The following is a 21,756-nucleotide window of genomic DNA, read 5'->3' on the forward strand; positions in this document are numbered from 1 at the left end:
TGATGGGGCCGATCAGGCGGCGCGGTTATCTGGTGTTGCCGACTCTGCGACACCATCGGTGAATTTGACGCCTGCGATAACCTTTGGCAACTGATTTTCGCCCTTCAGCCGCCGCCAGGTTGTCGCGGCGCTCATGACGAGCTTGAAGACCATGAGGCGGGCCGTCTTATGCGACAGCGCCCCCTTGGCGCGGACGGTCCGATGCCGGACGGTGGCGAAGACGCTTTCGATCGGATTCGATGTGCGCAGATGGTCCCAATGCTCGGCCGGGAAGTCAAAGAAGGTCAGCAGCGCCTCGCGGTCCTTCGTCAGGCAGTCGACGGCCTTTGAATACTTGGCCGCGTATTTGTCGACGAAGGCGGCCATGGCGGCCTCGGCGCTCGCCCGGTCCGGCGCATCGCGGATTTCCCTCAGGTCGGCCTTCATGTTCGGCTGCACCGATTTGGGAACCTTGTTGAGCACGTTGAGGCCCTTGTGCTGCCAGCAGCGCTGACATAGCGGCGCGCCGACAGGTCGCGGCGTTGCCAGCGATCATAGTCAACCTGCCACTCCTCCTTCAGCCGTCCGATCACCGATGGCGACAGGTTCGGTGCATCCTTGCCCATCAGGGCGGCCAGCGCCTCCTGGAAATTGCCGGTCGAGATACCGCGCAGGTAAAGGACCGGAAGCAGCGCATCGAGGCTTTTCGTCCGCCGTGCCCACCTCGGCAGGATCGCCGAGGTAAACGTGATGCGGTCCTCGGTCGAGGCTTCCAAAGCCCGGTCGCGCAAGGTGGCATCGATCCAAAGGTACGGCCAGTCACCTTCGATAGGCCGGGTGAGGAAGGCTTTACCTTGCCATCGATTTCCTCGCACAAGCGGCTGACCTGGCTCTTCGAAATGCCGCTCATGCCCATCGCCTTGACCAGATCGTCAACAGAGCGGGGCGAGATGCCCTGAATGAATGGGCAGATCAGGCTGCCGGTCAGCGGTTCTTCCAGAGGAGCCAGATGATGTAAGGACCACCGATGAGGGTCGAGACCAACCCGACAGGCAGCTGATAGGGAAACATGGCATTTCGCCCGATCCAATCGGCCAGTATCATGATCAGCGTTCCCGTGAGTGCCGATGCCGCGAGATGCATGAGCGTTGTCCGGAAACCGAGCAGACGCGCGATATGGGGAGCCATCAGTCCGACGAAGCTGATCGGCCCCACCAGCAAAGTCGATCCCGCCACCATAACGGACGACAGCAAAAGCAGCGCCAGCCGCCCTTTTGCCACGCCCATTCCCAGCGCCGACGCCGTCAAGGGACCGAGCATGAGAATGTCCAGCCAGCGCCTGGACATAAAAACGCCCAGCACGCAGGGCAATGCAATCATCGCCGCTATCGACACGCGATCCCAGCCAACCCCATAGGTAGAGCCAGCCAGCAGGCCCATCATGTCCAGCAGGCGCGGATCGCCAGCCGCCAGAAGCGCTGTGAACAGCGCTCCGCAAAAGGTCGTGACGGCGACACCCGCAAGAAGCATGCGTTCGGGGGCGAAACCGGTTCGCCTGCCAAGCCAGAGCATCGATGCAAGCGTAAGAAATGCGCCGCCCGCTGCCCCTGCGAGATGCCACTGGTTTCCGGTGGCGGGCAGAAAAATCACCGTCAGGATCATTCCCAGCATTGCACCCGATGAGACGCCCAGTACTTCCGGGCTTGCCATTGGATTGTTCAGAAGGCGTTGCAGCATCGCCCCGGCCAGCGACAGCATGCAGCCGGCCAGAACGGCGGCGAACACGCGCGGTCCGCGCCATTCGAGAAAAGCACCGAAGACGGGATCGAGGGCGAGTTGCATTCCCTGGCCCGTCCAGCTCGCGGAAAGGCCGAGGGCGATGGCAGGCACAAGGGCCACCATCGAACTGGCAATCCACAGCCAGGAACGGTCAGGAGCGTTCGCCTCAAATGTTCCCGCTGACGGCACGGATTGCGTGCGCACGCGCCGCAAAAGCAGGAGCAATATCGGCGCGCCGATCGCTGCCGTGACGATTCCGGTCGGCACTTCATAGAAACCGCCACCGGCGATCTGGGCAAGCTGGTCGGCAATCCACAACAGGACAGCGCCTATCGGCGGCGACCAGACGATTTGCGCGGAGGCCGTTCGCGCCCCGCAAAGGCGCGCCAGCCACGGCGCGACAAGTCCGACAAATCCCATGTCGCCAACATTGCTAACCACCAGTGCGCTCAGGACAACCGCAGCAAGCAAAGCTATCAATCTCACCTGCACTATCGGCAGGCCGAGGCTTTGTGCCTGACCATCGCCAAGGGCCATCAGCGTCAGGGGTCGTACCAGAAAGGCCATGCCGAAGCCGATGACGCACAGCGCCGGCGCCAGCACGATAACGCCCGACCAGCCGTTCTGAAGCAGGGAACCGGCGCTCCAGATGAAAACACTCGCCAGTTGTTCCTGATGAAACAGGCTGATGCCATATTGAACTGCCCCGCAATAGAGACTGATGAGCAGGCCCGCCAGAATGAGCACGACGGGCGAGAAATGGCGGCGCATGGCGATCGTGAAGACGAGCATGGTCGCTGTCGCGGCCCCGACGACTGCGATCAGCTCACGGCTGTATGCCAATGCGGAGGGCGCGATGGCGATGGAGATCGTCAGGGCAAGTTGCGCGCCCGCAGCCGTCCCAAGGGTCGTCGGAGACGCCAGCGGGTTGCGGAGCACGAGCTGGAAGATCGTACCGGCCAACGCAAGGCAGGCACCGGCCAGAAGGCTGACCGCGAGACGCGGCAAGTCGCTGTAGACGAACAGGATATGTTCTGTCGTGCCTTCAGCCGCGATCAGCGCCGGCCAGCGCGGCAATGTGGGGAGAGTTATGCTGGTGAACCCAATTGCAAGCCCGCCCAACAGCAGGAGCAACAGCGCTGGACCCGCAATGAAATTACCGCGTTCCGCTTTCATTGGCCTATGGTCCGGATGATTTCGGTCAGCGCCGCAGTAAAACGCATCGCCGATGGCAGGCCGCCGAATGTCCACAACGCAGGGATCGCGTGGAACCGGCCGGCCCTGACGAATGGAAGGCTGTTCCAAAGCTGACTGTCGGCGAGGCCTTGCGCTACGCGAGGTGGAATGGGTCCCAGATTGATGACCAAGGCCTCTGCTTCGCCGTTTATCCCATCAAAACCGATATTGGCATAACCCCACAAATTGCCGGGCCTGTCCCAGGCGTTTCTCAGGCCCGCCGCTTGCAGCGGATGCTGGAAAAGACTGTTCGAGCCGTGAACCATGACATGCCGTTCATCGATGATGGTAACAAGATAGACCGGTCTGCCCCGCATGCGGCCCGACACGCCTGCAAGTCCTTTCAGGGTGGCCTCCGCCTGACCGAGATAGGCCTTTGCCTCGGTTTCCCGGCCCGTCGCCCGCCCCAGTTCCGTCAGCACACGGCTGGCATTGTCGAAAGGCGTATCGTTTGCGTCAAAGACGGCATAGCTCTTCACCGGCGCGACACGCCCGAGCTTTTCGGCAAAGGCGACATAGCCGGGATTGACGACGATGAGGTCGGGAGCCGATCTCTGGATCGCTTCGAAATTCGGCTCGATGCGAAGCCCGATGTCGAGCACCGTCTCCGGCAGGCGCGCATCGACGAGCCGTCGGTAGTTATTTATTTCCGGCAAGGCAACGGGCGTCACATCCAGCGCAACAAGCGATTCCGCAAGGCCCCAGTCCAGGGCGGCGACCCGTGGTCTGAAGGCTAGGGCAGCGCTGGCCCTTTGGCCGCCGGCCAAAAAGCAAGGGGCGGCAATCAGGCCAGCCAGCGCGGCGCGGCGGGTTACACTTCCTCTCACGAGTTCATGGCTATGCACCGGACTACCAGCGCCGGGTCAGCGTGCCCGTGATGGTGCGGCCTTGCTGCCAATAGCAACTGCCGGACGCGCAGGTTGCAACTTCCTTGTCGAACAGATTGGTTGCATTGATAGCGAACCGTGTTCCGTCCCGTTCATAATGGATCGATGCATCGACAAAGCTCGATGAATCGTTCTTTTTGGTGTTTCGCTCGTCTGCAAAGGTCGAGCCGGTGAAGCGCACGCCGGCGCCGAACCCTACGCCGTCAAGCGCACCTTCCCTGATCGTATAGTCGCCCCAGATCGATGCCTGATGCTCGGGTACGCTGACCGGGCGCTTGCCGACATCGCCACTGTTGCTCTTCGTGACTTCCATGTCCTGATAGGTATAGGACGCCCGGAGCCTCAGATTGTCCGTCAGGTCGGCTGTGCCTTCAAGTTCCAGCCCGCGCGAACGAACCTCGCCTGTCTGAATAAAGTTCTGGGTGCTATCGGGATCCGCCGTCAGCATGTTGGTCTGCGTCAGGTCGAATATTGACAGTGTGACAAGGCTGTTTGCCGTCGGCTCATATTTGACGCCGATCTCGTATTGCTCGCCTTCTGTCGGTTTGAATGGCTCGCTGCCTCTGGCGGCGGAAGTCGTGCCGGGTGTCGGCTGAAATGACGTGGCGTAGCTGATATAGGGCGCAATGCCGATGTCGGAGAGATAAGTCAGGCCAATGCGTCCGGTAAAGGCGGAATCGTCCGTATCGGTCGTCGTGCCCGCCAGCAGATTGCGGGTTTCCATATTGGCCCAGTCGTAGCGCCCGCCGAGCATTAGCAGCCAGCGGTCATTATATTTGATCTGGTCCTGGATATAGATGCCGGTCTGGCTGACCTTTTGCCTCGTGTTCGCCGTCTCCATGACGAATCCCGCCATGTCGATCGGCTGGCCATAAATCGGGTTCTCCAGATCCAGCGACGGCGCGAAGCCGTTGGTCACATGTGTTCTGGTGTTCATATCCTGGTAATCGAGGCCGAACAGAACCTTGTGGTCCGTCGCACCCGCATCGAACTCGGCAATTGCCTGATTGTCGACGGCAAAGGAGTCCAACCTGTCATCACGGCCTTCCCACACACGATTAAGGGTCCGCCCGTCCGTCACCGACCCATACTGATAGACATATTCCGCATCCAGATCGAGGCTCGCCCACCGCAGTTTCTGCTTGCCCTGCCAGACCTCGTTGAAACGATGTTCAAGCTCATAGCCGATCGAATATTGCTTCTGATTGTAGCGGTCATAGGAGGGCTCGCCGGTAAAGATATGCGTCGGCGTTCCGTCGGGCTTGGTGTAGAAGAAATTCCAGCCCACCTCCTCTTCGAGGAAATCACCAAGAATCGTCAGCTTCGTGTCTTCGTTCGGCTGCCAGGTCAGCGATGGCGCGATGAAACGGCGATCATCGGGCATGTCGCTGTGCTGATAATTGTCGGCATCGCGCACGACACCGGTCAGCCGATAGAGGAATTCCTTGTTGGCATCGACCGGACCGCTGAAATCGAAGGCGCCCTGAAAGCGGCGGTCGGTTCCGAATTGCCCCTGCACCTCCCGGATCGGTTCTTCAGTCGGCTTTTTGGTAACGCGGTCGACAACGCCGCCCGGCGTTCCCTGACCATAAAGGACGGATGACGGTCCTTTCAGGACATCGATCCGCTCCAGGCCGTAGGCTTCGGTCTTGAAGAGCGCGTAAACATTTGTCGGCTGGCGAAGGCCATTCTTGTAATCGCCATAAAAATGCGAGTTGAAACCGCGCACCGTCAACTGGTCATAACGCGGGTCAGCCCCGAAAATCCCTGTTGTAACACCCGCCGTATACCGCAGCGCCTCAGCGACATTCTGCGCGCCCTGATCGCGGATCTGGTCCTTGGTGACGACCGAAATCGCCTGCGGTACCTCGATGAGCGGCGTGTCTGTCTTGCTGCCGGTCGCGCTGTGGGTGGTTGCATAACCCGTGCCATCCTGGCCGCTGATGACGATCGGGTTCAACAGGATGGAGCCGTCAGGCTCGATGGCGCCGGTGCTGAGGTTGAAATCGGCATCACCCAAGGTCACCGTATTGCCGCTCAACCGGTAATCAAGGCCGGAGCCTGCAAAAAGCCGGGCCAACGCCTCACCACGGGTAAGGCTCCCCCGGGCGCCGGGCGACCGCTTTCCGCGCACGAGATCGGCATTGAAAAACAGCTGCGCGCCGGTCTTTCGCGAAAACTGAACGAGCGCATCCGACAGGGACTGGGCGCCGATATCGAATGCGATGCGGCCATTATTGCTTACCGGCTTCGATTGCGCATTGGCGGCGGGAGAAAACGCCGATGCCAAAGCCACGGCGGCCAGACCGGCCAGAAGCACATGCCGCGCTCTTGAAAGTATCAGGCCCTGTTGCCTTTGGCCCACCGTGAATAGCTGTCCGACCCGCATGTTACACCCCACACTGCCCTTCCAGTGAAAAGGCGCGTTACAAATTCGAGGGCGATTGATACGCCCTGTCATTGTAAACACCCGGGCGGACCGAACGAATGATCGGGCGCGGCGATTTTTTAAGAAAAAGTTAGGAAATGGCTCAGCGCGAATAGACCACGGCAAGATACCCATCCGGATTGACGACGCGGATCGGCAGGATATCGGCGATGATCTGCAGGGCATCGCTGGCCCGCCTGCTGTCGAAGACAGCTGTCACGGGAATATCGCCCATGGCGTCATCCAGCAGCAATATTCGTCCGCGCCGGTAGCGCTCGAGCTCGGCCAAGACCCGGCGCAAGGGAACATCTTTGAAAACAATGCGATCCTGCCGCCAGGCCTCGACGATTCCAGGGTCGACCTTCTTCAACGGCTGTATACCGCCCGGCCCATAGCTGGCCTGCCAGTCCTGCTCGATGACGACGGGGCCGGATTTTTCATCGTCCACGCGCAATTCCACCGCGTGTTCGAGGACAGAAACCAGCCCAGCATCGGATGCGACCTTCACGTCGAATTTCGTCCCGAGCGCCCGGATATTGCCTTGCGCTGCCCCGACGATGAACGGACGCGTAGCATCGGATGCCACGGTAAAAAACGCCTGCCCGCGATAGAGGCGCACGCGCCGCGCGTCGAGACGGAAATCGAGTGACATGGCCGTATGGCTGCCGAGCTCCGCCGTGCTGCCATCGGGAAGGGTAAAGAGACGCCGCTCGGCAATATCCGTCTTGTATTCGGCAAACATTCCCGGCCGGCTGAGCCCATAAAGCGAGGGTGCGGCCACCGCGGCCGCCAGACCGCCGAGCACGACATTGCGCCGGCTGATACGCTTGGTCTTCCTGAACTGCTCGTAGCTTGGCTTGACGACGTCGAAGCGGCTCCACAGATGCTCTGCCCGTCGATACGCCGCTTCATGCAGTTCGCTCGCGGCAAGCCATTGCTCAAACGCGAGACGATCGCCAGCAGTGGCGCTGTCCTCTTTTAAAAGGACGAACCATTCCAGCGCTTGCGTAAAAATCGCATCGGTATCGCGATCGATCATGGTTCCAGGGCCAACGCCCGGTCCAGCGCAAGCATCGCTGACACGATCTGCGAGATCACGGTATTGCGCGATATGCCCATCCGTTCGGCGATCTCGTCATAGGACAAGCCTTCGACCTTGTTGAGCGTGAATGCCTCGCGCCGGCGCGGCGGAAGTTCGGCGACGGCCTGCAGAAGCCTGCGCAGTTCCGAACGGTACAACGCGGCCATCTCCGGCGAAGGCCGCTCATCGGCGATTGTGTCGAGTTCAAATCCGGTCAGCTCCGCTTCACCACGGCGTCTCGTATCGCGCAGATGATTGAGCGCGAGATTTCGCACGGCCTGCCTGACATAAGCGAAATTGGCTGCCGTCTCGTCCGTTCTTGCCAGAATATTGGCAAAAGCCTGCTGGACGACGTCTTCCGCGACATTTGGATTGCCGATCAGCCGGCGCACGATCGACCGCAGGCGCGTATGCTCGGTTTCATACAATCTAGCCAGGTCCGCTGTTCGGGTGTCCATGGAAATCGCAATCCGGAAAAACGGTATAATGCTGTTTCCATTTTGCTTATCCCCCGCTTCAATCATCCGCAATCGTCCAAAATACCCAATGTTTTCTGCAGTTTCTGGCTCCGCTCAATACCTTACTCAAATTATCATGTTTTTCGCTGCAAAATCATGGAATTAGAGAAACTGCAGCTGCGCGGCCCCGATTTGACGTAATGTCTCGAACCATAAATTATCAGCCGATGTCACTAATATGCCACGCATTTTCAGGTTTGAGGACAGCCACTTGAAGATCGAAGTATCCCATCATATCGATGCGTCCGAGCCCGATGCCGAGGGCTTTCACACCTATCATTACGAATATGATGTCTACAGGTTCTCGGATGGCGACACGACATATCTGGGGCGCGCCTATACGGATGAGCCCGATTGCGCGTCGTTTCAGGGACGTTCGCAAGCCGGCAGGGACTACCGGCTTACCACACACGATTTGCATCACCCGCTCTTCAACGAGGCGGCAGAACATTTGAGAAAGCTGGGAAAAACGAACCTGTCCTGGCTGAAAGACAGGGTTGGCTACGTTTCCATCGATTGCGACCGCGATATCGGACCTGTAACCTCGCCGTCACGCATCCGCCGTTGGCTCTGCCAATTGCGAGGTCGCTTCAGTAGATTATTTCGCTAAGTAGGATGGCGCGCAGCGATCGAACGCGATCCTGGCTTCAAACCTCAGGAGCTACACCACCTCCTGGAACACGATCCCGGCAGACGCCGGATCAGGCTTACTTCAACGCGCTGACCCCGATGATGGCGGCAGCATAACCGAGGCGGAAATCCACTTAGCAAGCCGCACCAAATTGTTCAGACAAACCGAGCCAGCTCTACTCTGCGGGTCCCAATTCCCGTTAACGCTATTATGCCCAGACGGAGCAGAGGACTTTGAACCTTCTTTTGATTATGACCGCAGGATTTCCGTCATGCATTTCTGTAAAACGGCACAGTCTTAGCTGACCGATCCGAGCCGAACCATCCTGGAAAATCCTGCATTATTGAGGCAACATGGACGACCGTCCCATTACTACCCCTCCCACACGCACCGGCCGGGAGGCGCTCCGCGAGCGCTTGCGGTTGCTTTATCATGGACGGTCTCCCGTCGCCGCCCGCTTCCAATATGCCGTGATTATCGTTGATCTCCTGATCGTTGTCTTTTTCATCACGCATCAGGTTTTTCGGGAACGCCCCTCCTTCCTCTGGATAGACTATTCTATCGCAGCACTCCTTGGCTTGGATATTGCAGCCCGCGCGTTGGCATCCACCAATATTCCGCGCTGGCTGAGACAGCCGACAAGCCTCATCGACATATTCATTCTGGTCACGTTGCTCTTTCCCCTATGGCTGGCCAATCTGGGTTTCCTGCGCGTTCTGCGCCTATGGTCGCTATCGCGCAGCGGAATGTTCTGGCGACCATTGGAACGGCGCGGCTACGGCGCCTGGCGGGAGGTCGGGCAATCGGTCGTCAACCTGATCATCTTCCTCTTCGTTGTCACCGGTTTCGTCTATACGTTCTTCTTCCGGGAAGGGTCCGGCGTCACAGGCTACATAGACGCTCTCTATTTCACCGTAACAAGCATGACGACAACCGGTTATGGAGATATCGTCCTGCCGGGGCCATGGGGCAAGCTTACCGCGGTCATGATTATGCTGGCAGGCGTTACTCTCTTCATCCGATTGGGACAAGCCATCTTCCGGCCGCAGAAAGTCCTGTACCCCTGTCCACAATGCGGGCTGCAGCGCCATGAGCCGGATGCCGTCCACTGCAAGGCCTGCGGTTACATGCTGAAGATACCGGACATTGACGATTAAGCCTGCAATGGGACTTGCCGGACACGCTGGCAAGCGCCCGGCAAGCCATTCTTTCGTCAATGCAATGAAGCGCTGGTGGCCTGCCGCTCTTCCTTGTCGTGCAGTGCGAACCTGTCGACCATATCGGCGCTCGCCTTGTTGAAGCCGAGCACGCGTACGTCCACGCCCGCTCTCCTGAACTTGATCACTACCTTGTCGAGCGCACCGACAGCGGTGATGTCCCAGAGATGGGCGCCGCTGATGTCGATAACCACCTGCCTGGCGTTATGGGAGAAATCGAACGCGCCTACGAAACTTTCCGCCGACGCGAAGAATATCTGGCCCTGCACGATGTAGGTCACGGTACCCGCATCCGTATCGTCCCGCCGCGCGACGCTGAAGAGCCTCGCTACCTTGCCCGCGAAGAAGATGCCTGACAACAGGACGCCGACGACAACGCCCTTGGCGAGATCGTGCGTCGCGACCACGGTGACAACCGTCGCCAGCATCACGACTGAGGAGGGCAGCGGATTGCGCCGGAGGTCGAGGATCGAGCGCCATGAGAAGGTCCCGATCGAGACCATGATCATGACCGCAACGAGGGCAGCCATAGGAATGATCCGGACGAGATCATTGAGGACGACGATCAGGAACAGGAGAAAAGCGCCCGCGACGAATGTCGAAAGCCGACCGCGGCCGCCCGAAGTGACGTTGATCACCGACTGGCCGATCATCGCGCAGCCCCCCATGCCGCCGATAAGCGCGGAGGCGATATTGCCAGCACCCTGGCCGATGCATTCCTGGCTCTTGTTGCTGGGCGTGTCGGTCATGTCGTCGACGATCTGCGCCGTCAACAGCGATTCCAGCAATCCCACGGCAGCCAGCGTCACCGAATAGGGAAGGATGATCTGCAATGTCTCCCAGGTGAACGGGACCTGCGGGAGTGTCAGGACGGGCATTGCCGAGGGAAGCTCGCCGAGATCTGCGACCGTGCGCAGGTCCATGCCGGTCCACCAGACGATGAGTGTCAGCACGGCGATGGCGACGAGCGGCGACGGGATGGCCTTGGTGACGAACGGAAAGAGGTAAATGATCGCCAAGCCGGCCGCGATCATGAAATAAGTCTCGACCGGCACGCCGATGAGTTCCGGCAATTGCGCAAGGAAAATGAGTACTGCAAGCGCATTGACGAAGCCGGTGATGACCGATCGCGACACAAAGCGCATCAACCTTCCGAGCTTGAGGAAACCCGCGACGATCTGGATGAGCCCCATGAGAATGGTCGCGGCAAACAGATATTGAAGGCCGTGCTCCTTAACCAGCGAGACCATGACGACGGCTGTCGCCGCCGTGGCGGCGGAGATCATGCCGGGCCGCCCGCCCGTGATCGCCGCGACACAGGCAATGGCGAAGGAAGCATAAAGACCGACTTTCGGATCGACGCCCGCGATGACGGAAAAGCCGATGGCTTCAGGGATGAGGGCGAGCGCGACGACGATGCCCGAGAGCACATCGCCACGGATGTTGGAGAACCACTCCCGGCGGTAGTTGGAAAGAGATCGCATATGGAAAATTTTCACAGTTGAATGCAACGGGCCGGGCTGGAGCCGGTCCTGAAAAGAGAGTTGCGTTGCTGTGTTGTCTGGCGGATCGGCGGCCAGAGGAGCCACCCGGAGTTTCACCGGGTCCTTGCGGATACTCCCTGCCTAGCCGAGAGTTTCGGGTATTGCAATATCCGATGCCGAGCATCGCCACACACATGCGGCGCTGGAGGCCTGTCGATCGTCAAGCTCTCACTGTCCAAACGGCGCATCTTTCACCGAGTCGATCAGACCTGCATGTCCGGATTATCGAAGGCGACCAGGTCCAGCACGTTGGGTACGATGTATTGACCGTTCAAAAAGGTGAGAAGGCGTTGAAACGCGCGCCCCTGCAGTTCCATCCGTGCAAAATCAACCGTCGTCCAGTTCCCTCGCAGCATTAGAGCGTTGGACTCGGACTGGCTAAGATCGGCAAGAAAGGCCGAGTGTGGCGCGTCGAAACCGATATTCGTCAGTGTGAGGCGGATTGCTTCCAGCTCCGTTCCGGCATTTTGGTGACCGGTCATCCGCGAAACATAGCGTATGTCCCGCAGTGCGAGCCGGCTGCCCGAAATAGAGGAAAAGATGCTTTGGCTCCCCAGAAACTGTGTATGCACCTCACGCAACGGACTATCAAAGGCAAGAGTTGCAAGATCGCGAATGACGCGGAAGGCTTCAAGACCCGCCTGCTCCAGCCGTTCGAGCCTTGGGCCCAGATCTTCAAGCAGGGCCGGTTGCGTATTGATCGAGTCGATCAAAAGATGAATTGCGCCCTCCTCATCCTCTTTTTTCCAATGGGTCCATTCCATGCAAAGCGGGCCGATATGTGCAAGCAAACCGGTATAGGCTTCATCGATACGCTCGCCGAGACGCACGAATCCCGCGAGCATGAGCGCGAGCAGCAATTGCGCGCGAGCCGGGTCGCCTCCGCGGCGGTTCAGCTCCGATAGCATCACGAGCGCCAGCTTCGCTCCGGCTCCCACACCGATGGCTTGGCCAAGACCGGCAAATAGCATGTTGTCCTTAGATGGCTCCGGCCCAAAAACAGCGGGGCTGAGCTTTTGGACAAAATGCATGGCGGACGGAGCGCGCGGGTCCTTATCCACCGACGCGGCGATATGCGCAATCGCTATTGCGGTCCGCCCATCACGTTGCTTCTCCGGATCATTGACGCCGGTCTCGCGCCGCAATACCCGCTCGAAAATGGTGCTGACCAGTGCGCTTGCGGCCTCAAGAAAGGCGGGGGCCTGATCTGCCGATAACCGGCTTACAGCGGCGTGCAGCTTTTGCGCAGCAACGAACGGGCCGGAGGCGTTCAGGCTATGCTCTATGCCTGCCAGTACTCCCGAAATCGTTTGCCCGGTTGGCGAAGCGTGAGACCCGGCGGATAACGGCACGGGACTGGATAAGAACTCCCATTTCCCTTCACCGCTTGGCCTTGATGGTGCTTGCGCCGGGGCAAAGGAAAACATCGGGGATCGATTGAGGCCTTCTCCCTCACTGCGGCGCCTGTCTGTGGCACCGCTTCGGTCACCCGGTTCCCTCGCTTCACCTCGCGCGAGGTCAAACGGCGTCTCCTCGCCAGTCACATGCTCCGCATTATCGGAGCCAGCGGGAACATCAACCGCTGCTCCGACAAATCCCTGTTCAGAGATTGCTTCTGGAGGCGCTTGTTCCCGATCGAGTTTTTCGATCTGCGACCAGCTTTTCCTGCTCGGGCCGTCCGTGAGGATATTGACAAGGCCCGTAAGGCCCGCAAGCGCTGGGGGAACCGGATTGCTCATGACGCATCCTTTCCATTCGCCACGAAACCACGCAAAATATCGAACGTACCCCGCATCTCGCCCAGTTGGTCGAGCAATAACGGCACCAGGAACGTAAGATACAGCACCATCAGGAATGAGAAGAGCAGATTCTTCACCGCCAAGGACAGGTCAAAGACGTGCAACTGAGACGCCATGCGCGACAGGAACGCCATCATGATATCAACGATCAGGATGGCGATCACCAAAGGCGCGACGATGATGACGCCGATCTGCATGACACGATCAAGCACGCGGAGGATTGCAACAAAGGCGTCGGGATCCAGTGCCGGTGCGAAACTGGCCGCCGGCCATAGTTGATAGCTGCGGTAGAACCCGTCGAGCAGCAGCATGAAGCCGCCCGACATAAAAAACAGCGCCAGTAGCGAAATCGTCAGCAGCGTCGCCGTCACCGAGGATTCGCCGGCTGACGACGGGTCAAGCAATTGCGACATGGTGGAGCCGCGCTGCAGATCCACCAGATCGCCCGCCACTTCGGCGGCCCAGAAGGGAATACCGAAGGCGAGGCCGATCAGAGCACCCACCACCATCTCCTTGATGAGAAGGCCCGCCAGGTCGAAGCTCGTGGGCTGTCCGCTCACGGCGAGTTGCTGGAAGATCGGCATGATCATTGGAAGGGAAACGGCGAACGCCACGGCGGAGCGAATCATTCCCGTCAGACCTAGCCGTGTGAAGGCTGGCGTCAGCATGATCATTCCCAGCGCACGGGAAACGGCAATCGCGGCGGCCACAAGCAGCGGGTAGGCCAGCTCGGTAATCGCCGCCGTGATTGCCGTGAGATTCATGGGTGCGCCTATCGTGTCAGCGAGGCGAAGCTGTCCAGCGATTGGCTCGCGAGCGCTCCGACCTGGGCAGCGAGAAGCGGTCCGACGAAGATCAGCACCAGCATGACCGCGACCAGCTTTACCGCCTGCGGCAATGTCTGGTCTTGAATCTGCGTCAGCGCCTGAATCAGGCCAACGCTGATGCCGATGACGATAGCCACTCCAAGCGCCGGCGCCGAAACGATGAGCACCGTCACCAGCGCCCGGTTCATTTCGTTGAGAAAGACCTCCTGCCCCATCCGCTATCCTCCATAGCTCAGGATCAGCCCGTGCATCAGCCGCGACCATCCTTCCACAGCGACAAACAGGAATATCTTCAATGGGATGGAGATAAGCGTCGGCGACACCATCATCATACCCATCGCCATCAGCACATTGGCCACGATCAGATCGATCACCAGGAACGGAATATAGAGAAGGAAGCCAATTTCGAAGGCGCGCGTCAATTCAGAGGCGACGAAGGCCGGAATCAGCACGACGAGGTCGTTTTCCTTGAGATCCGCGCGGGCCTCCGGCGACCAGACGCTTTCGGTCGCCTCGATGAAGAACTGGCGCTCGCGCTCGTTGGCGAAGCGTGTCAGGTAGGCGCGCAACGGCTCTGCCAGCGTTTCACCTACATTCCGCAGTCCTTCGACGCTTTCTATATCGATCGGGCGGCTCTCGATCGCTCGGTACATGTTGCCGACAAGCGGCGTGGTCACATAGACCGTCAGAATGAGCGCAATGCCGTAGAGTACAAGATTTGGTGGCGACTGCTGAATTCCCAGCGCATTGCGGATGAGGAATAGTACCACCGAGATCTTCAGAAACCCCGTCATGGTGACGACCGCCAGCGGCAACAGGCCGATCGTCGAGACGACGATGATGATGGCGATCAGATTGGGCTGGAATTCGTTCATGATGTCTGGCTGTTCCATACTGGCAACGCGTTGGGAAGCAGATGAACAATGCGCACGCCCAATCCCATGCCGATCATTGCGAGTTCGCCGCGCCCGATACGCCGGTCGTCAACAACGATGTCGACCCCTGTTTCTTCCGTGCATGAGAGAGGCAGGTGCTGGCCGGGCTTCAATTCGTCAAGCTGCGCGAGCGTCATGGTCGTCCGTGCAAATTCGAAGACAACACGCAGGATTTGCTCGGAGCCGGCCAAGGCGCGGCGCGCCTTGGGAGCAAATGCACCGCCAAGCTCGAACCCGTCTGACTGACGGCGAACCGGGGCGACCAGCTTGTCGTCCACCAGCGCGATCGGCCTTTGGGATGCAAGCATGACGATATCCCCGGGCCGAAGGCTTGCCAGTTCATCTATCGATAAATCCTGCGATCCCGCCTCGATGACGAGCTCGGCGAAAAGCCCGGACAGACCGACCGGCTGCGGCGGCTGGATATGATCGATGAAATCCACCCACGCTTCGGCAAGCGCCGGAGTAAGTTCCAGCCGCAAGGCAAGGGGCGTCCCGTCGACGACCACGGCCAGATCCAGGGGAAAATGGCTATCCGCTTCGACGCCATCGCCAAAACGAATGTCTTCTCCCAGGTGTTTTTCCACGACCTGCAGGAGGTCGAGGCTCGCCAGTTCCAGAAGCAGCGCACGCTGCGGCGGCTCCTCGTCAGTGAGCGCCCCCTCAAGGCCGAGCCTTTGTTGCAGCCACGCGATCAGTGCCGAGGACAGAATAAGCTTGCAGGACTGCGGACCGATGCGGACGGGAACCGCAATGGCGTCTTTGTTTGATAGCGCATCTCCTGCGGATAGGAGAACCGGCCGCTCCGCGAGCGTGCAGGCTATCGGCGCCCAGGGTCGTGCCAACCGTTCCGGCAGGCTCAACTGTATGTCCGGTTGCCTCGCCAGCGCCGTGACGATACTTGCGCCGCCACATCCGGCTCCGAAATGAACGCCTGTATCCCTCAGCATACCGGCCGCGTCCCGTCCGCACTCATTTCCTCGGTCTCGAGCTCGGATGCCGCTTCGGCCCGCGCCTGTTCGGCAATGCGCAGCCGGCTCTCCGCTTCCGCCAGTTTGGCTCTTGCCGAAAACCGTTGACGCCATTCCTGGCGCAGCGACGTTAATTGCCGCTCACGTTCAGCCCGCATCTCCGCCGCATCGTTGCGGTCATCGATCAGGCTATCCCGGCGCTGGTCGGAAACGCGCAGTAAATCATGCGCCCGGCCAATTTCCCTCTCAGGCAGCGGCTGCAGGCCCAGCGCTTCAAAAAACCGCCGCTCTTGCTGATCGACCTCCCGGTCATGCGCATCAATTGCCGCGTCGGCCTCGTCCAGAAGGCGTATAGCCTCCTGCAACCGGGCGGAGCCAATGGCAAGCGCGGCGTTGGCCCGTTCTTCACGCAGCCTGCGCAGGGCCAGAAGTTGCGCCAGGTCCGGTGCGCGGCTCATGCCACAATCTCCCTCATGCGCTTCAATGTGGTCTCGAAATCGCAGACTTCTTCTGGAGGCTGGCGCAGGAATGCTTCGATCGCATCACGCCGAGATACTGCGGCATCTGCCCGTGCATCGCTTCCCGCTGCATATTCTCCGACGCGCACCAAAAGCTCGACGTCCTGATACGCCGCCATATTTTCGCGCATCGCACCGGCGAGTGCGCGGTGCTCGGCCGATGCGACCACGTTCATCAGCCGGCTGCGGCTTTTGAGGACGTCAATCGCGGGAAAATGGTTTCGCTGGGCGAGATCGGCGGAAAGCACGATATGCCCGTCGAGAATCGCCTTGGTCTCCTCCGCCACCGGATCGAGGCCGCCATCGCCTTCCGTCAAAACCGTATAGAGCGCCGTGATGGAGGAGCCGCCTGCGCCGGGTCCCGCCCTTTCGAGAAGACGCGGCAGGGCGGCGAAGAAAGAGGGCGGAAAACCACGCCGCGTTGGCGGCTCGCCTGCGGCAAGACCGATCTCGCGTTGCGCCCGCGCGAAACGCGTCACCGAATCCATCAGCAGCAGCACATTGCGCCCGCGATCACGGAAGTACTCAGCAATGGCGGTTGCCACGTATGCAGCCTTGACACGCTCGATCGCCGGCCGGTCGGAGGTGGCCACGACGGCGACTGTCCTGCGGCGTGCCTGGGCGCTCAAATGGACATCGATAAACTCGCGCACTTCGCGACCGCGCTCTCCGATCAGGCCCACGACGATCACGTCGGCTTCTGTACCAGCGACAATGGAGGCTAGCAGAGACGATTTTCCTACACCGGGCTCCCCGAAGATACCGACGCGCTGGCCGCGGGCTATGGTGATCAGCCCATCGATCGCCCTTACGCCCAAGCGCAACGGATGTTTGATGATGTCGCGTTGCAACGCGTGCGGCGGCTCAGCCTGAACCGGATAGGTCTCCGCCGTCATGGGCGCCGGTGAACCGGCATCGAGCACCCGGCCAAGCGGATCGATGACCCGCCCCAGCAGGCCTTCGCCAACGGGCACTCGCAATGGCCGTCCAGTCGGAATGACTTCAGCCCCGGCGGACATGCCCTCAAGATCACCAATGGGCGAAAGCACGGCGCGCTCGTCTTCGAACCCGATGACTTCGGCCGGAACCTGCCGTCCCGTCACCGGATCGCGCAAATGACAGAGTTCACCGATGCGCGCCTGCGGCAGGCTGGCGTGAACGATGACGCCCCGAACTTCTCGGACCCGGCCGCGCGTGGACCGCGGTTCGGCGGACGAAACCGCCTGCGACAGGCGCGGAATAATTAAATCAAGGTCCGGATGGCGCCGTAACGTCATGCGCCATTCCCGTTCGGGTCGAGCATGGCGGTGCGGATGGCATCGAGTTGCGCTTCGATGCTCACGTCCATGCTGGTCGAAGGGGTCGTCACCGTGCAGCGCCGCCCGGACAGATGCCGGTCGGCGACAACACGAACTCTCGCATCAGTGGAACCTGAGACAGCCAGACGCTGCTGCACCTCGCCGACCAGTTCTGGCGCGACATTGACAACTACGGCACTTTCCTCGCGCAAGGCATCAAGCGCCTGTCGGGCAGTACGCGCAACGAGGTCAGCGTCCTCGATCGTTCCAATCACCCGCTCGACGATATCCAAGGCCAGCGCAGCTACCATAGGCTCGACCGATCCGAGATAGCGATCAATATCCGCATGGGTGCGCATAAGAAGTGCCGCGGCCTCCGTTTCCCCTGCCCTGCGCCCCTCTTCGCGGCCCAACTGGCGGGCCTTCGCCACCTCATCCCCTGCTGTCGAGCGAATGGCGGCGGCTTCGGCCTTCGCACGCTCGAGGAAGGCAAAGCCGTCAATCCAGCAGGTGGCATCCTCTGCCCGGATGATCCGGGCGAGTGGCCTGTTCGGCATTTCCGTCATGATCGAAGGCTCGCATCGTCGGCAAGGCGCCACAGGATCGCCGGCCCACGTTCTATGGCTATCGCATCGTCCGTCATCGGCACGGCGGCGTCATTCGGCCACTTCAGCCGCACGCGACGCGCCAGTGATTGCGGCAATGTCGCAATCCAGCCGGCCAGACACGCCTGCCCGTCGCGCCGGACGGCCATCTCTAACGCGTCGAGATCGACCGGATTTGGCCGTTCGCCAGCCAGACCGGCATGGCGGCGAGCATCTTCCAGCGCATCAGCACCGAAACGATCGCCCAACGCCGCAAGCACCCGACCGCGAATTTCCTGGATAAAGGCACGGGCGTGCAGCACTATTCCAGCGCGCGCGGCCAGGCCTTCGAGCTCCGGTCGGGGGAGCGATGCAATTGCCCGGTCTATCTCGTCACCCTCGCGCTCGTTTATCTCCTGGAGACCGTAATGGCAGCGAACGATATCGGCGAAGCGCTCGGTGAACCGCGGATCTTTCATGAACGCTGCCGGCAGACCGGATGGGCCGAGCGTGCGGAAGCAGACAGCCATGCGACCGGGATCGATGTCCGAAAGAAGATCGCTCACCGAAGCGTCTCCAACTGATAGGTGCGCTTGCCGCGCTGGCGCCAAATCACGGCAAACAGAAGAGCGCCAAGCGCAACGGCAAGGGTGGCAAGACCGCCCAACATCCACATCGCCCGCGATACGCTGCTTTCCAGCATCCACAAGCCAAGGAAAGAAACCATGGGCTGCGCGGCGGACGCCGGCTTGGCTGCGGGAGCGGCGACCGCAACGACCGAGACCTTCTCATATGCGAGGCCGGCAATGCCATTGGCGACCAGCGTCTTGATCTGCGGAATGAGGGGATCGATCTTCAATCCCGCCTCATGACGGATGAAAACGGAGGCGGATGACGGCGATGACTCCCGTTTCAAAGGATCATTGCCCGGCAGGACGATATGAATGCGGGCGGACAGTACGCCGTCGATTTCCGACACCGTCCGGGATAGCTCTTCCGACAGCGCATAGAGCATCTTGGCGCGCTCCTGCGTCGGGGAGGCAACGAGGCCTTCTTGTTTGAAGACCTCTCCCATGGAAGCAAACTCCTGCTTGGGCAACCCTGCATCATCGAGGATGGCGACAGCTTCGGCAAACCTGCCGCTGTCCACGACCACTTTCATGCGGCCGTCCTCCTGCAAGACGCGGCTTGCCGGGATGCCGTTACGCTGCAAGGTGGCCACCATCGAGTTGGCCTCGCGCTCGGGGAGATTGGTATAAAGGTCGTCCTGACAGCCGGACAAGATCGGGGCCAAGAGCAAAACGGCCACGCCCGCGAGCCTGCGCAACGGAGCCGACGCCGCCATCACGGCAAAACCGGACATCGACACTCTCATTACTGGCCGCGCAGCAATGTGTTGGCCGCACCCGACACCTGGGTCGTGCCACGTACTACGAGCTGCGTTTCGATTGAATGATCGAACATCATGCCCAAAGACTGGATCACCTGATCGATCTGGCTTTTATCAACAGGGAGAGCCGAATTCCGCGTCTGGGAGAGGTCCGTCATCCCCGCCCCGTTCGGTCCCAGGCTCACCAACTCTCCGCCCGTTGCCTGCGGCGTCCTTTGCGTCAGGCTGCTGGCGCGTTCTGCGAAGCTGCTACTGCGCTCGAAAAACCCTTTGAGATTTTGCAGCATCTCGCTGCCGAGCTGCGCGGGCCCCGCGCCTTCGGGCAGCGCCTTTGCCTGGCTGGCGACATGTTCGAAGAGATCCTGTGTGGCCTGCGGCACCACATCCGGAACGGCTTGGGGCGCCACTGCGGCAGCCCCGATCGGTGTAGTCATATTCTTACCTCCGAGGAAATCGCTTCCCTTCGAGCGATTACTCGTCCGACATCGCCTCGTTGAGGATATCGTTGGCACGCGGCATGAGAATCATCTGACCGCCAACCGTGATGGCGCCTTCGATCATCATGGCTTCAAGTTCCGGCGTGATGTCGCTCTGCTGTGCGTTGTTCACGGCTGCATCGAAGGCCGCTTCACCGTTGGACGTGGAAACCGAAACGGAATCTACGCCAGAAATTGGGGTCGTCGCCATGTGTCGCTCCTGTCGTTCGGCAGAGATATTCCGCCTGCTTCAAGGTTTCGCCGCGCGCCCTGCGCTGGACGCATTTTCGTCGCTCGAGCCAGTGGCCGTGCCGCGTGCGGTAATGATTTCCGTCATCACACCCCCGCGAAAAACGCGCACTCGCGGATCGTCTCCGGCAATGATCTGCTCCGGCTGCATGCGCTCCACCAGCTGCCCGACGACACCGATATAAGCAGGTGGACCTGACACGGATATGACATTCCCATTGCGTGCGGCGCGCAGCGAGAAACGCTCGTCAGCCAAGCCCAGCTCGCGCATTTCGTTCGCCACCGCCTCGCCGCTTAGACGACCTGAGTCGATGACGCGCGTCATGAATTCCTTGTCGGCGCTGACGTGCAGCACGGACCCGTCAAAATACCACGTGAGCCCGTTTGCACCGGCCAGCCGCTCCAGAAACTCACCAGCCGTTTTGGCCTCGATCCGCCCGCGGACGCGACCGTTGACGGCGTCCGACAATACCACCGGCAGGCCGAGATTGCGCCCGAACTCCGTCAAGGCGGTCCTGAGTTCCTGATCGAGCACGACATAATTGTAAGGCTCGGCAAACCACCGCGGCGTCGCCAATGAAGGCGAAGCGCAGACTGCTCCCAGGACTACAACGGCACCAGCAGCCAGCAGCCTTGTTCGGCGCGCAAAACGAACGATGCGCATCCCGAAACAGCTGGCCGATGAAGCAAAGCTGTTCCTGCCCCCGCTATAAACGGACACCGCCTTGGAACCGGAAAAGATGGAAACGCGAAAATCCATGTACAAAGGCTAGCGGATAAGCTCCGTCGATTGAACCGGCTAGTATGAAATTTTGATGAAATCTTAAAGCACGCTACAGATGGTGCAGCTTGTGATCGCCTATCAATGAAACATGTATTGGTTGCACTGATTTGGCTTCGCACCAGCGTCAGACTATCACGACAAAACGAAAAATGAGCGTCTGTCTCAACACTGTGGATTACGAATTGGAATCCCGGCATATCATTGAAATACTAGGTTAAAATCCTTCATTTAACTTTAATATTTTCATATGCGCCACCGGATGAAGGTTAATGTTCCGGCATTAATTGCCCAATTGTCGTTAATCTGTTGAAAACAGGCACTAGGTTTTGACCCAGCGCGGCTCTCGAGAACAGGCTGCGTTGCGGCGCTTCAATGCGGCGTATCCGATGAACTGAAACCTAGGAATGGAGACCATCATGGCCACTGTAACTCCTCCCGCCAGCGGCGGTGCTGACGCGGCGATCGCGAAGATGGAAGCTGCCTTCAACGCTGCCATCGAAAAGTCCGCCAAGATCACCGAGATCACGACCGAGAAGAAGACCGAGCTCGACGCTACCAAGCAGCGTCCGCAGAACTAATTCTATTCGGCGTGGGCGACACGTCGCCCACGCCATCCCCCCGTAAA

At 60.0% G+C, this 21,756-nt stretch carries 22 protein-coding genes, 1 pseudogene and 1 other annotated feature; of the genes and pseudogenes, 3 read left to right on the forward strand and 20 right to left on the reverse strand.

Features of this window, described 5'->3' with window-relative positions; all coding sequences use genetic code 11:
- Window positions 1-12: 12 nt before the first annotated feature.
- The 6 genes and pseudogenes from IEX53_RS18585 to IEX53_RS18615 form a co-directional block, all read right to left on the reverse strand.
- Window positions 13-988 (reverse strand): annotated as a pseudogene (locus IEX53_RS18585) (transposase).
- Window positions 964-2,934, reverse strand: coding sequence for a Fe(3+)-hydroxamate ABC transporter permease FhuB (gene fhuB, locus IEX53_RS18595; RefSeq protein ID WP_188825680.1), 1,971 nt, complete (start codon window positions 2,932-2,934; stop codon window positions 964-966). Before fhuB ends, IEX53_RS18585 begins: the two are co-directional and overlap by 25 nt.
- On the reverse strand, window positions 2,931-3,821 hold the full coding sequence (locus tag IEX53_RS18600) for an ABC transporter substrate-binding protein (RefSeq protein WP_188825681.1): 891 nt from the start codon (window positions 3,819-3,821) through the stop codon (window positions 2,931-2,933). The genes fhuB and IEX53_RS18600 overlap by 4 nt, the downstream gene beginning before the upstream one ends.
- A 22-nt stretch (window positions 3,822-3,843) precedes the next feature.
- Window positions 3,844-6,201, reverse strand: coding sequence for a TonB-dependent siderophore receptor (locus IEX53_RS18605; protein ID WP_188825682.1), 2,358 nt, complete (start codon window positions 6,199-6,201; stop codon window positions 3,844-3,846).
- 211 nt (window positions 6,202-6,412) lie between these two features.
- Entirely contained in the window at window positions 6,413-7,348 is a 936-nt protein-coding gene (locus IEX53_RS18610; RefSeq protein ID WP_188825683.1) for a FecR family protein, read from the reverse strand.
- Window positions 7,345-7,848, reverse strand: a complete 504-nt coding sequence (locus tag IEX53_RS18615) for an RNA polymerase sigma factor (RefSeq protein WP_188825684.1) — start codon at window positions 7,846-7,848, stop codon at window positions 7,345-7,347. The genes IEX53_RS18610 and IEX53_RS18615 overlap by 4 nt, the downstream gene beginning before the upstream one ends.
- A 271-nt stretch (window positions 7,849-8,119) precedes the next feature.
- On the opposite strand from IEX53_RS18615, the gene IEX53_RS18620 reads away from it, so the two are divergent.
- Both IEX53_RS18620 and IEX53_RS18625 read left to right on the forward strand, forming a co-directional pair.
- Window positions 8,120-8,518 carry a hypothetical protein gene (locus tag IEX53_RS18620; protein WP_188825685.1) on the forward strand — a complete coding sequence of 133 codons (399 nt, stop codon included), beginning with the start codon at window positions 8,120-8,122 and terminating at the stop codon, window positions 8,516-8,518.
- Window positions 8,519-8,892: 374 nt separating this feature from the next.
- Window positions 8,893-9,696: a potassium channel family protein gene (locus tag IEX53_RS18625; protein WP_188825686.1), complete on the forward strand. Its 804-nt coding sequence runs from the start codon at window positions 8,893-8,895 to the stop codon at window positions 9,694-9,696.
- A 56-nt stretch (window positions 9,697-9,752) separates the two neighbouring features.
- Here IEX53_RS18625 and IEX53_RS18630 read toward each other — a convergent pair whose 3' ends face one another.
- From IEX53_RS18630 to IEX53_RS18695, 14 genes are all read right to left on the reverse strand, one after another.
- Complete coding sequence (locus IEX53_RS18630; RefSeq protein ID WP_188825687.1) at window positions 9,753-11,240, reverse strand: SulP family inorganic anion transporter; 1,488 nt, start codon at window positions 11,238-11,240, stop codon at window positions 9,753-9,755.
- 71 nt (window positions 11,241-11,311) lie between these two features.
- Window positions 11,312-11,367: a sequence feature (sul1 is cis-regulatory element that is thought to sense ions involved in sulfur or methionine metabolism; They are found in Alphaproteobacteria), on the reverse strand.
- A 136-nt stretch (window positions 11,368-11,503) separates the two neighbouring features.
- Complete coding sequence (locus IEX53_RS18635; RefSeq protein WP_188825688.1) at window positions 11,504-13,039, reverse strand: hypothetical protein; 1,536 nt, start codon at window positions 13,037-13,039, stop codon at window positions 11,504-11,506.
- The gene (gene sctT / locus IEX53_RS18640) at window positions 13,036-13,863 is read right to left on the reverse strand and encodes a type III secretion system export apparatus subunit SctT (RefSeq protein ID WP_188825689.1); all 828 of its coding nucleotides are present in this window, start codon (window positions 13,861-13,863) and stop codon (window positions 13,036-13,038) included. The genes IEX53_RS18635 and sctT overlap by 4 nt, the downstream gene beginning before the upstream one ends.
- Before the next feature lie 8 nt (window positions 13,864-13,871).
- On the reverse strand, window positions 13,872-14,141 hold the full coding sequence (locus IEX53_RS18645; protein WP_188825690.1) for an EscS/YscS/HrcS family type III secretion system export apparatus protein: 270 nt from the start codon (window positions 14,139-14,141) through the stop codon (window positions 13,872-13,874).
- Between the two features lie 3 nt (window positions 14,142-14,144).
- The gene (gene sctR, locus IEX53_RS18650) at window positions 14,145-14,801 is read right to left on the reverse strand and encodes a type III secretion system export apparatus subunit SctR (protein ID WP_188825691.1); all 657 of its coding nucleotides are present in this window, start codon (window positions 14,799-14,801) and stop codon (window positions 14,145-14,147) included.
- Window positions 14,798-15,811, reverse strand: coding sequence for a FliM/FliN family flagellar motor switch protein (locus tag IEX53_RS18655; protein ID WP_188825692.1), 1,014 nt, complete (start codon window positions 15,809-15,811; stop codon window positions 14,798-14,800). The genes sctR and IEX53_RS18655 overlap by 4 nt, the downstream gene beginning before the upstream one ends.
- The gene (sctO, locus tag IEX53_RS18660) at window positions 15,805-16,290 is read right to left on the reverse strand and encodes a type III secretion system stalk subunit SctO (protein WP_188825693.1); all 486 of its coding nucleotides are present in this window, start codon (window positions 16,288-16,290) and stop codon (window positions 15,805-15,807) included. The genes IEX53_RS18655 and sctO overlap by 7 nt, the downstream gene beginning before the upstream one ends.
- Window positions 16,287-17,627, reverse strand: coding sequence for a type III secretion system ATPase SctN (gene sctN, locus IEX53_RS18665; RefSeq protein ID WP_188825694.1), 1,341 nt, complete (start codon window positions 17,625-17,627; stop codon window positions 16,287-16,289). The genes sctO and sctN overlap by 4 nt, the downstream gene beginning before the upstream one ends.
- Window positions 17,624-18,214 carry a type III secretion system stator protein SctL gene (gene sctL, locus IEX53_RS18670; RefSeq protein ID WP_188825695.1) on the reverse strand — a complete coding sequence of 197 codons (591 nt, stop codon included), beginning with the start codon at window positions 18,212-18,214 and terminating at the stop codon, window positions 17,624-17,626. Before sctL ends, sctN begins: the two co-directional genes overlap by 4 nt.
- Window positions 18,211-18,798, reverse strand: a complete 588-nt coding sequence (locus IEX53_RS18675; protein ID WP_188825696.1) for a hypothetical protein — start codon at window positions 18,796-18,798, stop codon at window positions 18,211-18,213. The genes sctL and IEX53_RS18675 overlap by 4 nt, the downstream gene beginning before the upstream one ends.
- Complete coding sequence (gene sctJ, locus IEX53_RS18680; protein ID WP_236016268.1) at window positions 18,795-19,595, reverse strand: type III secretion system inner membrane ring lipoprotein SctJ; 801 nt, start codon at window positions 19,593-19,595, stop codon at window positions 18,795-18,797. Before sctJ ends, IEX53_RS18675 begins: the two co-directional genes overlap by 4 nt.
- An 11-nt stretch (window positions 19,596-19,606) precedes the next feature.
- Complete coding sequence (locus IEX53_RS18685) at window positions 19,607-20,056, reverse strand: hypothetical protein (RefSeq protein ID WP_210311662.1); 450 nt, start codon at window positions 20,054-20,056, stop codon at window positions 19,607-19,609.
- 37 nt (window positions 20,057-20,093) lie between these two features.
- Entirely contained in the window at window positions 20,094-20,309 is a 216-nt protein-coding gene (locus tag IEX53_RS18690) for a hypothetical protein (protein WP_188825697.1), read from the reverse strand.
- A gap of 39 nt (window positions 20,310-20,348) precedes the next feature.
- Window positions 20,349-20,924 (reverse strand): type III secretion protein, encoded by a 576-nt coding sequence (locus IEX53_RS18695; protein WP_188825698.1) that lies wholly within the window; start codon window positions 20,922-20,924, stop codon window positions 20,349-20,351.
- A gap of 623 nt (window positions 20,925-21,547) precedes the next feature.
- Here IEX53_RS18695 and IEX53_RS18700 point away from each other — a divergent pair.
- The gene (locus IEX53_RS18700) at window positions 21,548-21,709 is read left to right on the forward strand and encodes a hypothetical protein (RefSeq protein WP_188825699.1); all 162 of its coding nucleotides are present in this window, start codon (window positions 21,548-21,550) and stop codon (window positions 21,707-21,709) included.
- The last annotated feature ends 47 nt before the right edge of the window (window positions 21,710-21,756 follow it).

The sequence above is a fragment of the Paramesorhizobium endophyticum genome, from assembly GCF_014640615.1.
GTDB lineage: Bacteria > Pseudomonadota > Alphaproteobacteria > Rhizobiales > Rhizobiaceae > Paramesorhizobium > Paramesorhizobium endophyticum.

Excerpts from the sequence above, each read along its gene's own strand:
- fhuB (WP_188825680.1), bottom strand. The coding sequence starts at position 2,934 with ATGAAAGCGGAACGCGGTAATTTCATTGCGGGTCCAGCGCTGTTGCTC.
- IEX53_RS18610 (WP_188825683.1), bottom strand. The coding sequence starts at position 7,348 with ATGATCGATCGCGATACCGATGCGATTTTTACGCAAGCGCTGGAATGG.
- IEX53_RS18615 (WP_188825684.1), bottom strand. The coding sequence starts at position 7,848 with ATGGACACCCGAACAGCGGACCTGGCTAGATTGTATGAAACCGAGCAT.
- IEX53_RS18625 (WP_188825686.1), top strand. The coding sequence starts at position 8,893 with ATGGACGACCGTCCCATTACTACCCCTCCCACACGCACCGGCCGGGAG.
- IEX53_RS18630 (WP_188825687.1), bottom strand. The coding sequence starts at position 11,240 with ATGCGATCTCTTTCCAACTACCGCCGGGAGTGGTTCTCCAACATCCGT.
- IEX53_RS18635 (WP_188825688.1), bottom strand. The coding sequence starts at position 13,039 with ATGAGCAATCCGGTTCCCCCAGCGCTTGCGGGCCTTACGGGCCTTGTC.
- sctT (WP_188825689.1), bottom strand. The coding sequence starts at position 13,863 with ATGAATCTCACGGCAATCACGGCGGCGATTACCGAGCTGGCCTACCCG.
- IEX53_RS18645 (WP_188825690.1), bottom strand. The coding sequence starts at position 14,141 with ATGGGGCAGGAGGTCTTTCTCAACGAAATGAACCGGGCGCTGGTGACG.
- sctR (WP_188825691.1), bottom strand. The coding sequence starts at position 14,801 with ATGAACGAATTCCAGCCCAATCTGATCGCCATCATCATCGTCGTCTCG.
- IEX53_RS18655 (WP_188825692.1), bottom strand. The coding sequence starts at position 15,811 with ATGCTGAGGGATACAGGCGTTCATTTCGGAGCCGGATGTGGCGGCGCA.
- sctO (WP_188825693.1), bottom strand. The coding sequence starts at position 16,290 with ATGAGCCGCGCACCGGACCTGGCGCAACTTCTGGCCCTGCGCAGGCTG.
- sctN (WP_188825694.1), bottom strand. The coding sequence starts at position 17,627 with ATGACGTTACGGCGCCATCCGGACCTTGATTTAATTATTCCGCGCCTG.
- sctL (WP_188825695.1), bottom strand. The coding sequence starts at position 18,214 with ATGACGGAAATGCCGAACAGGCCACTCGCCCGGATCATCCGGGCAGAG.
- sctJ (WP_236016268.1), bottom strand. The coding sequence starts at position 19,595 with ATGTCCGGTTTTGCCGTGATGGCGGCGTCGGCTCCGTTGCGCAGGCTC.
- IEX53_RS18685 (WP_210311662.1), bottom strand. The coding sequence starts at position 20,056 with ATGACTACACCGATCGGGGCTGCCGCAGTGGCGCCCCAAGCCGTTCCG.
- IEX53_RS18690 (WP_188825697.1), bottom strand. The coding sequence starts at position 20,309 with ATGGCGACGACCCCAATTTCTGGCGTAGATTCCGTTTCGGTTTCCACG.
- IEX53_RS18700 (WP_188825699.1), top strand. The coding sequence starts at position 21,548 with ATGGCCACTGTAACTCCTCCCGCCAGCGGCGGTGCTGACGCGGCGATC.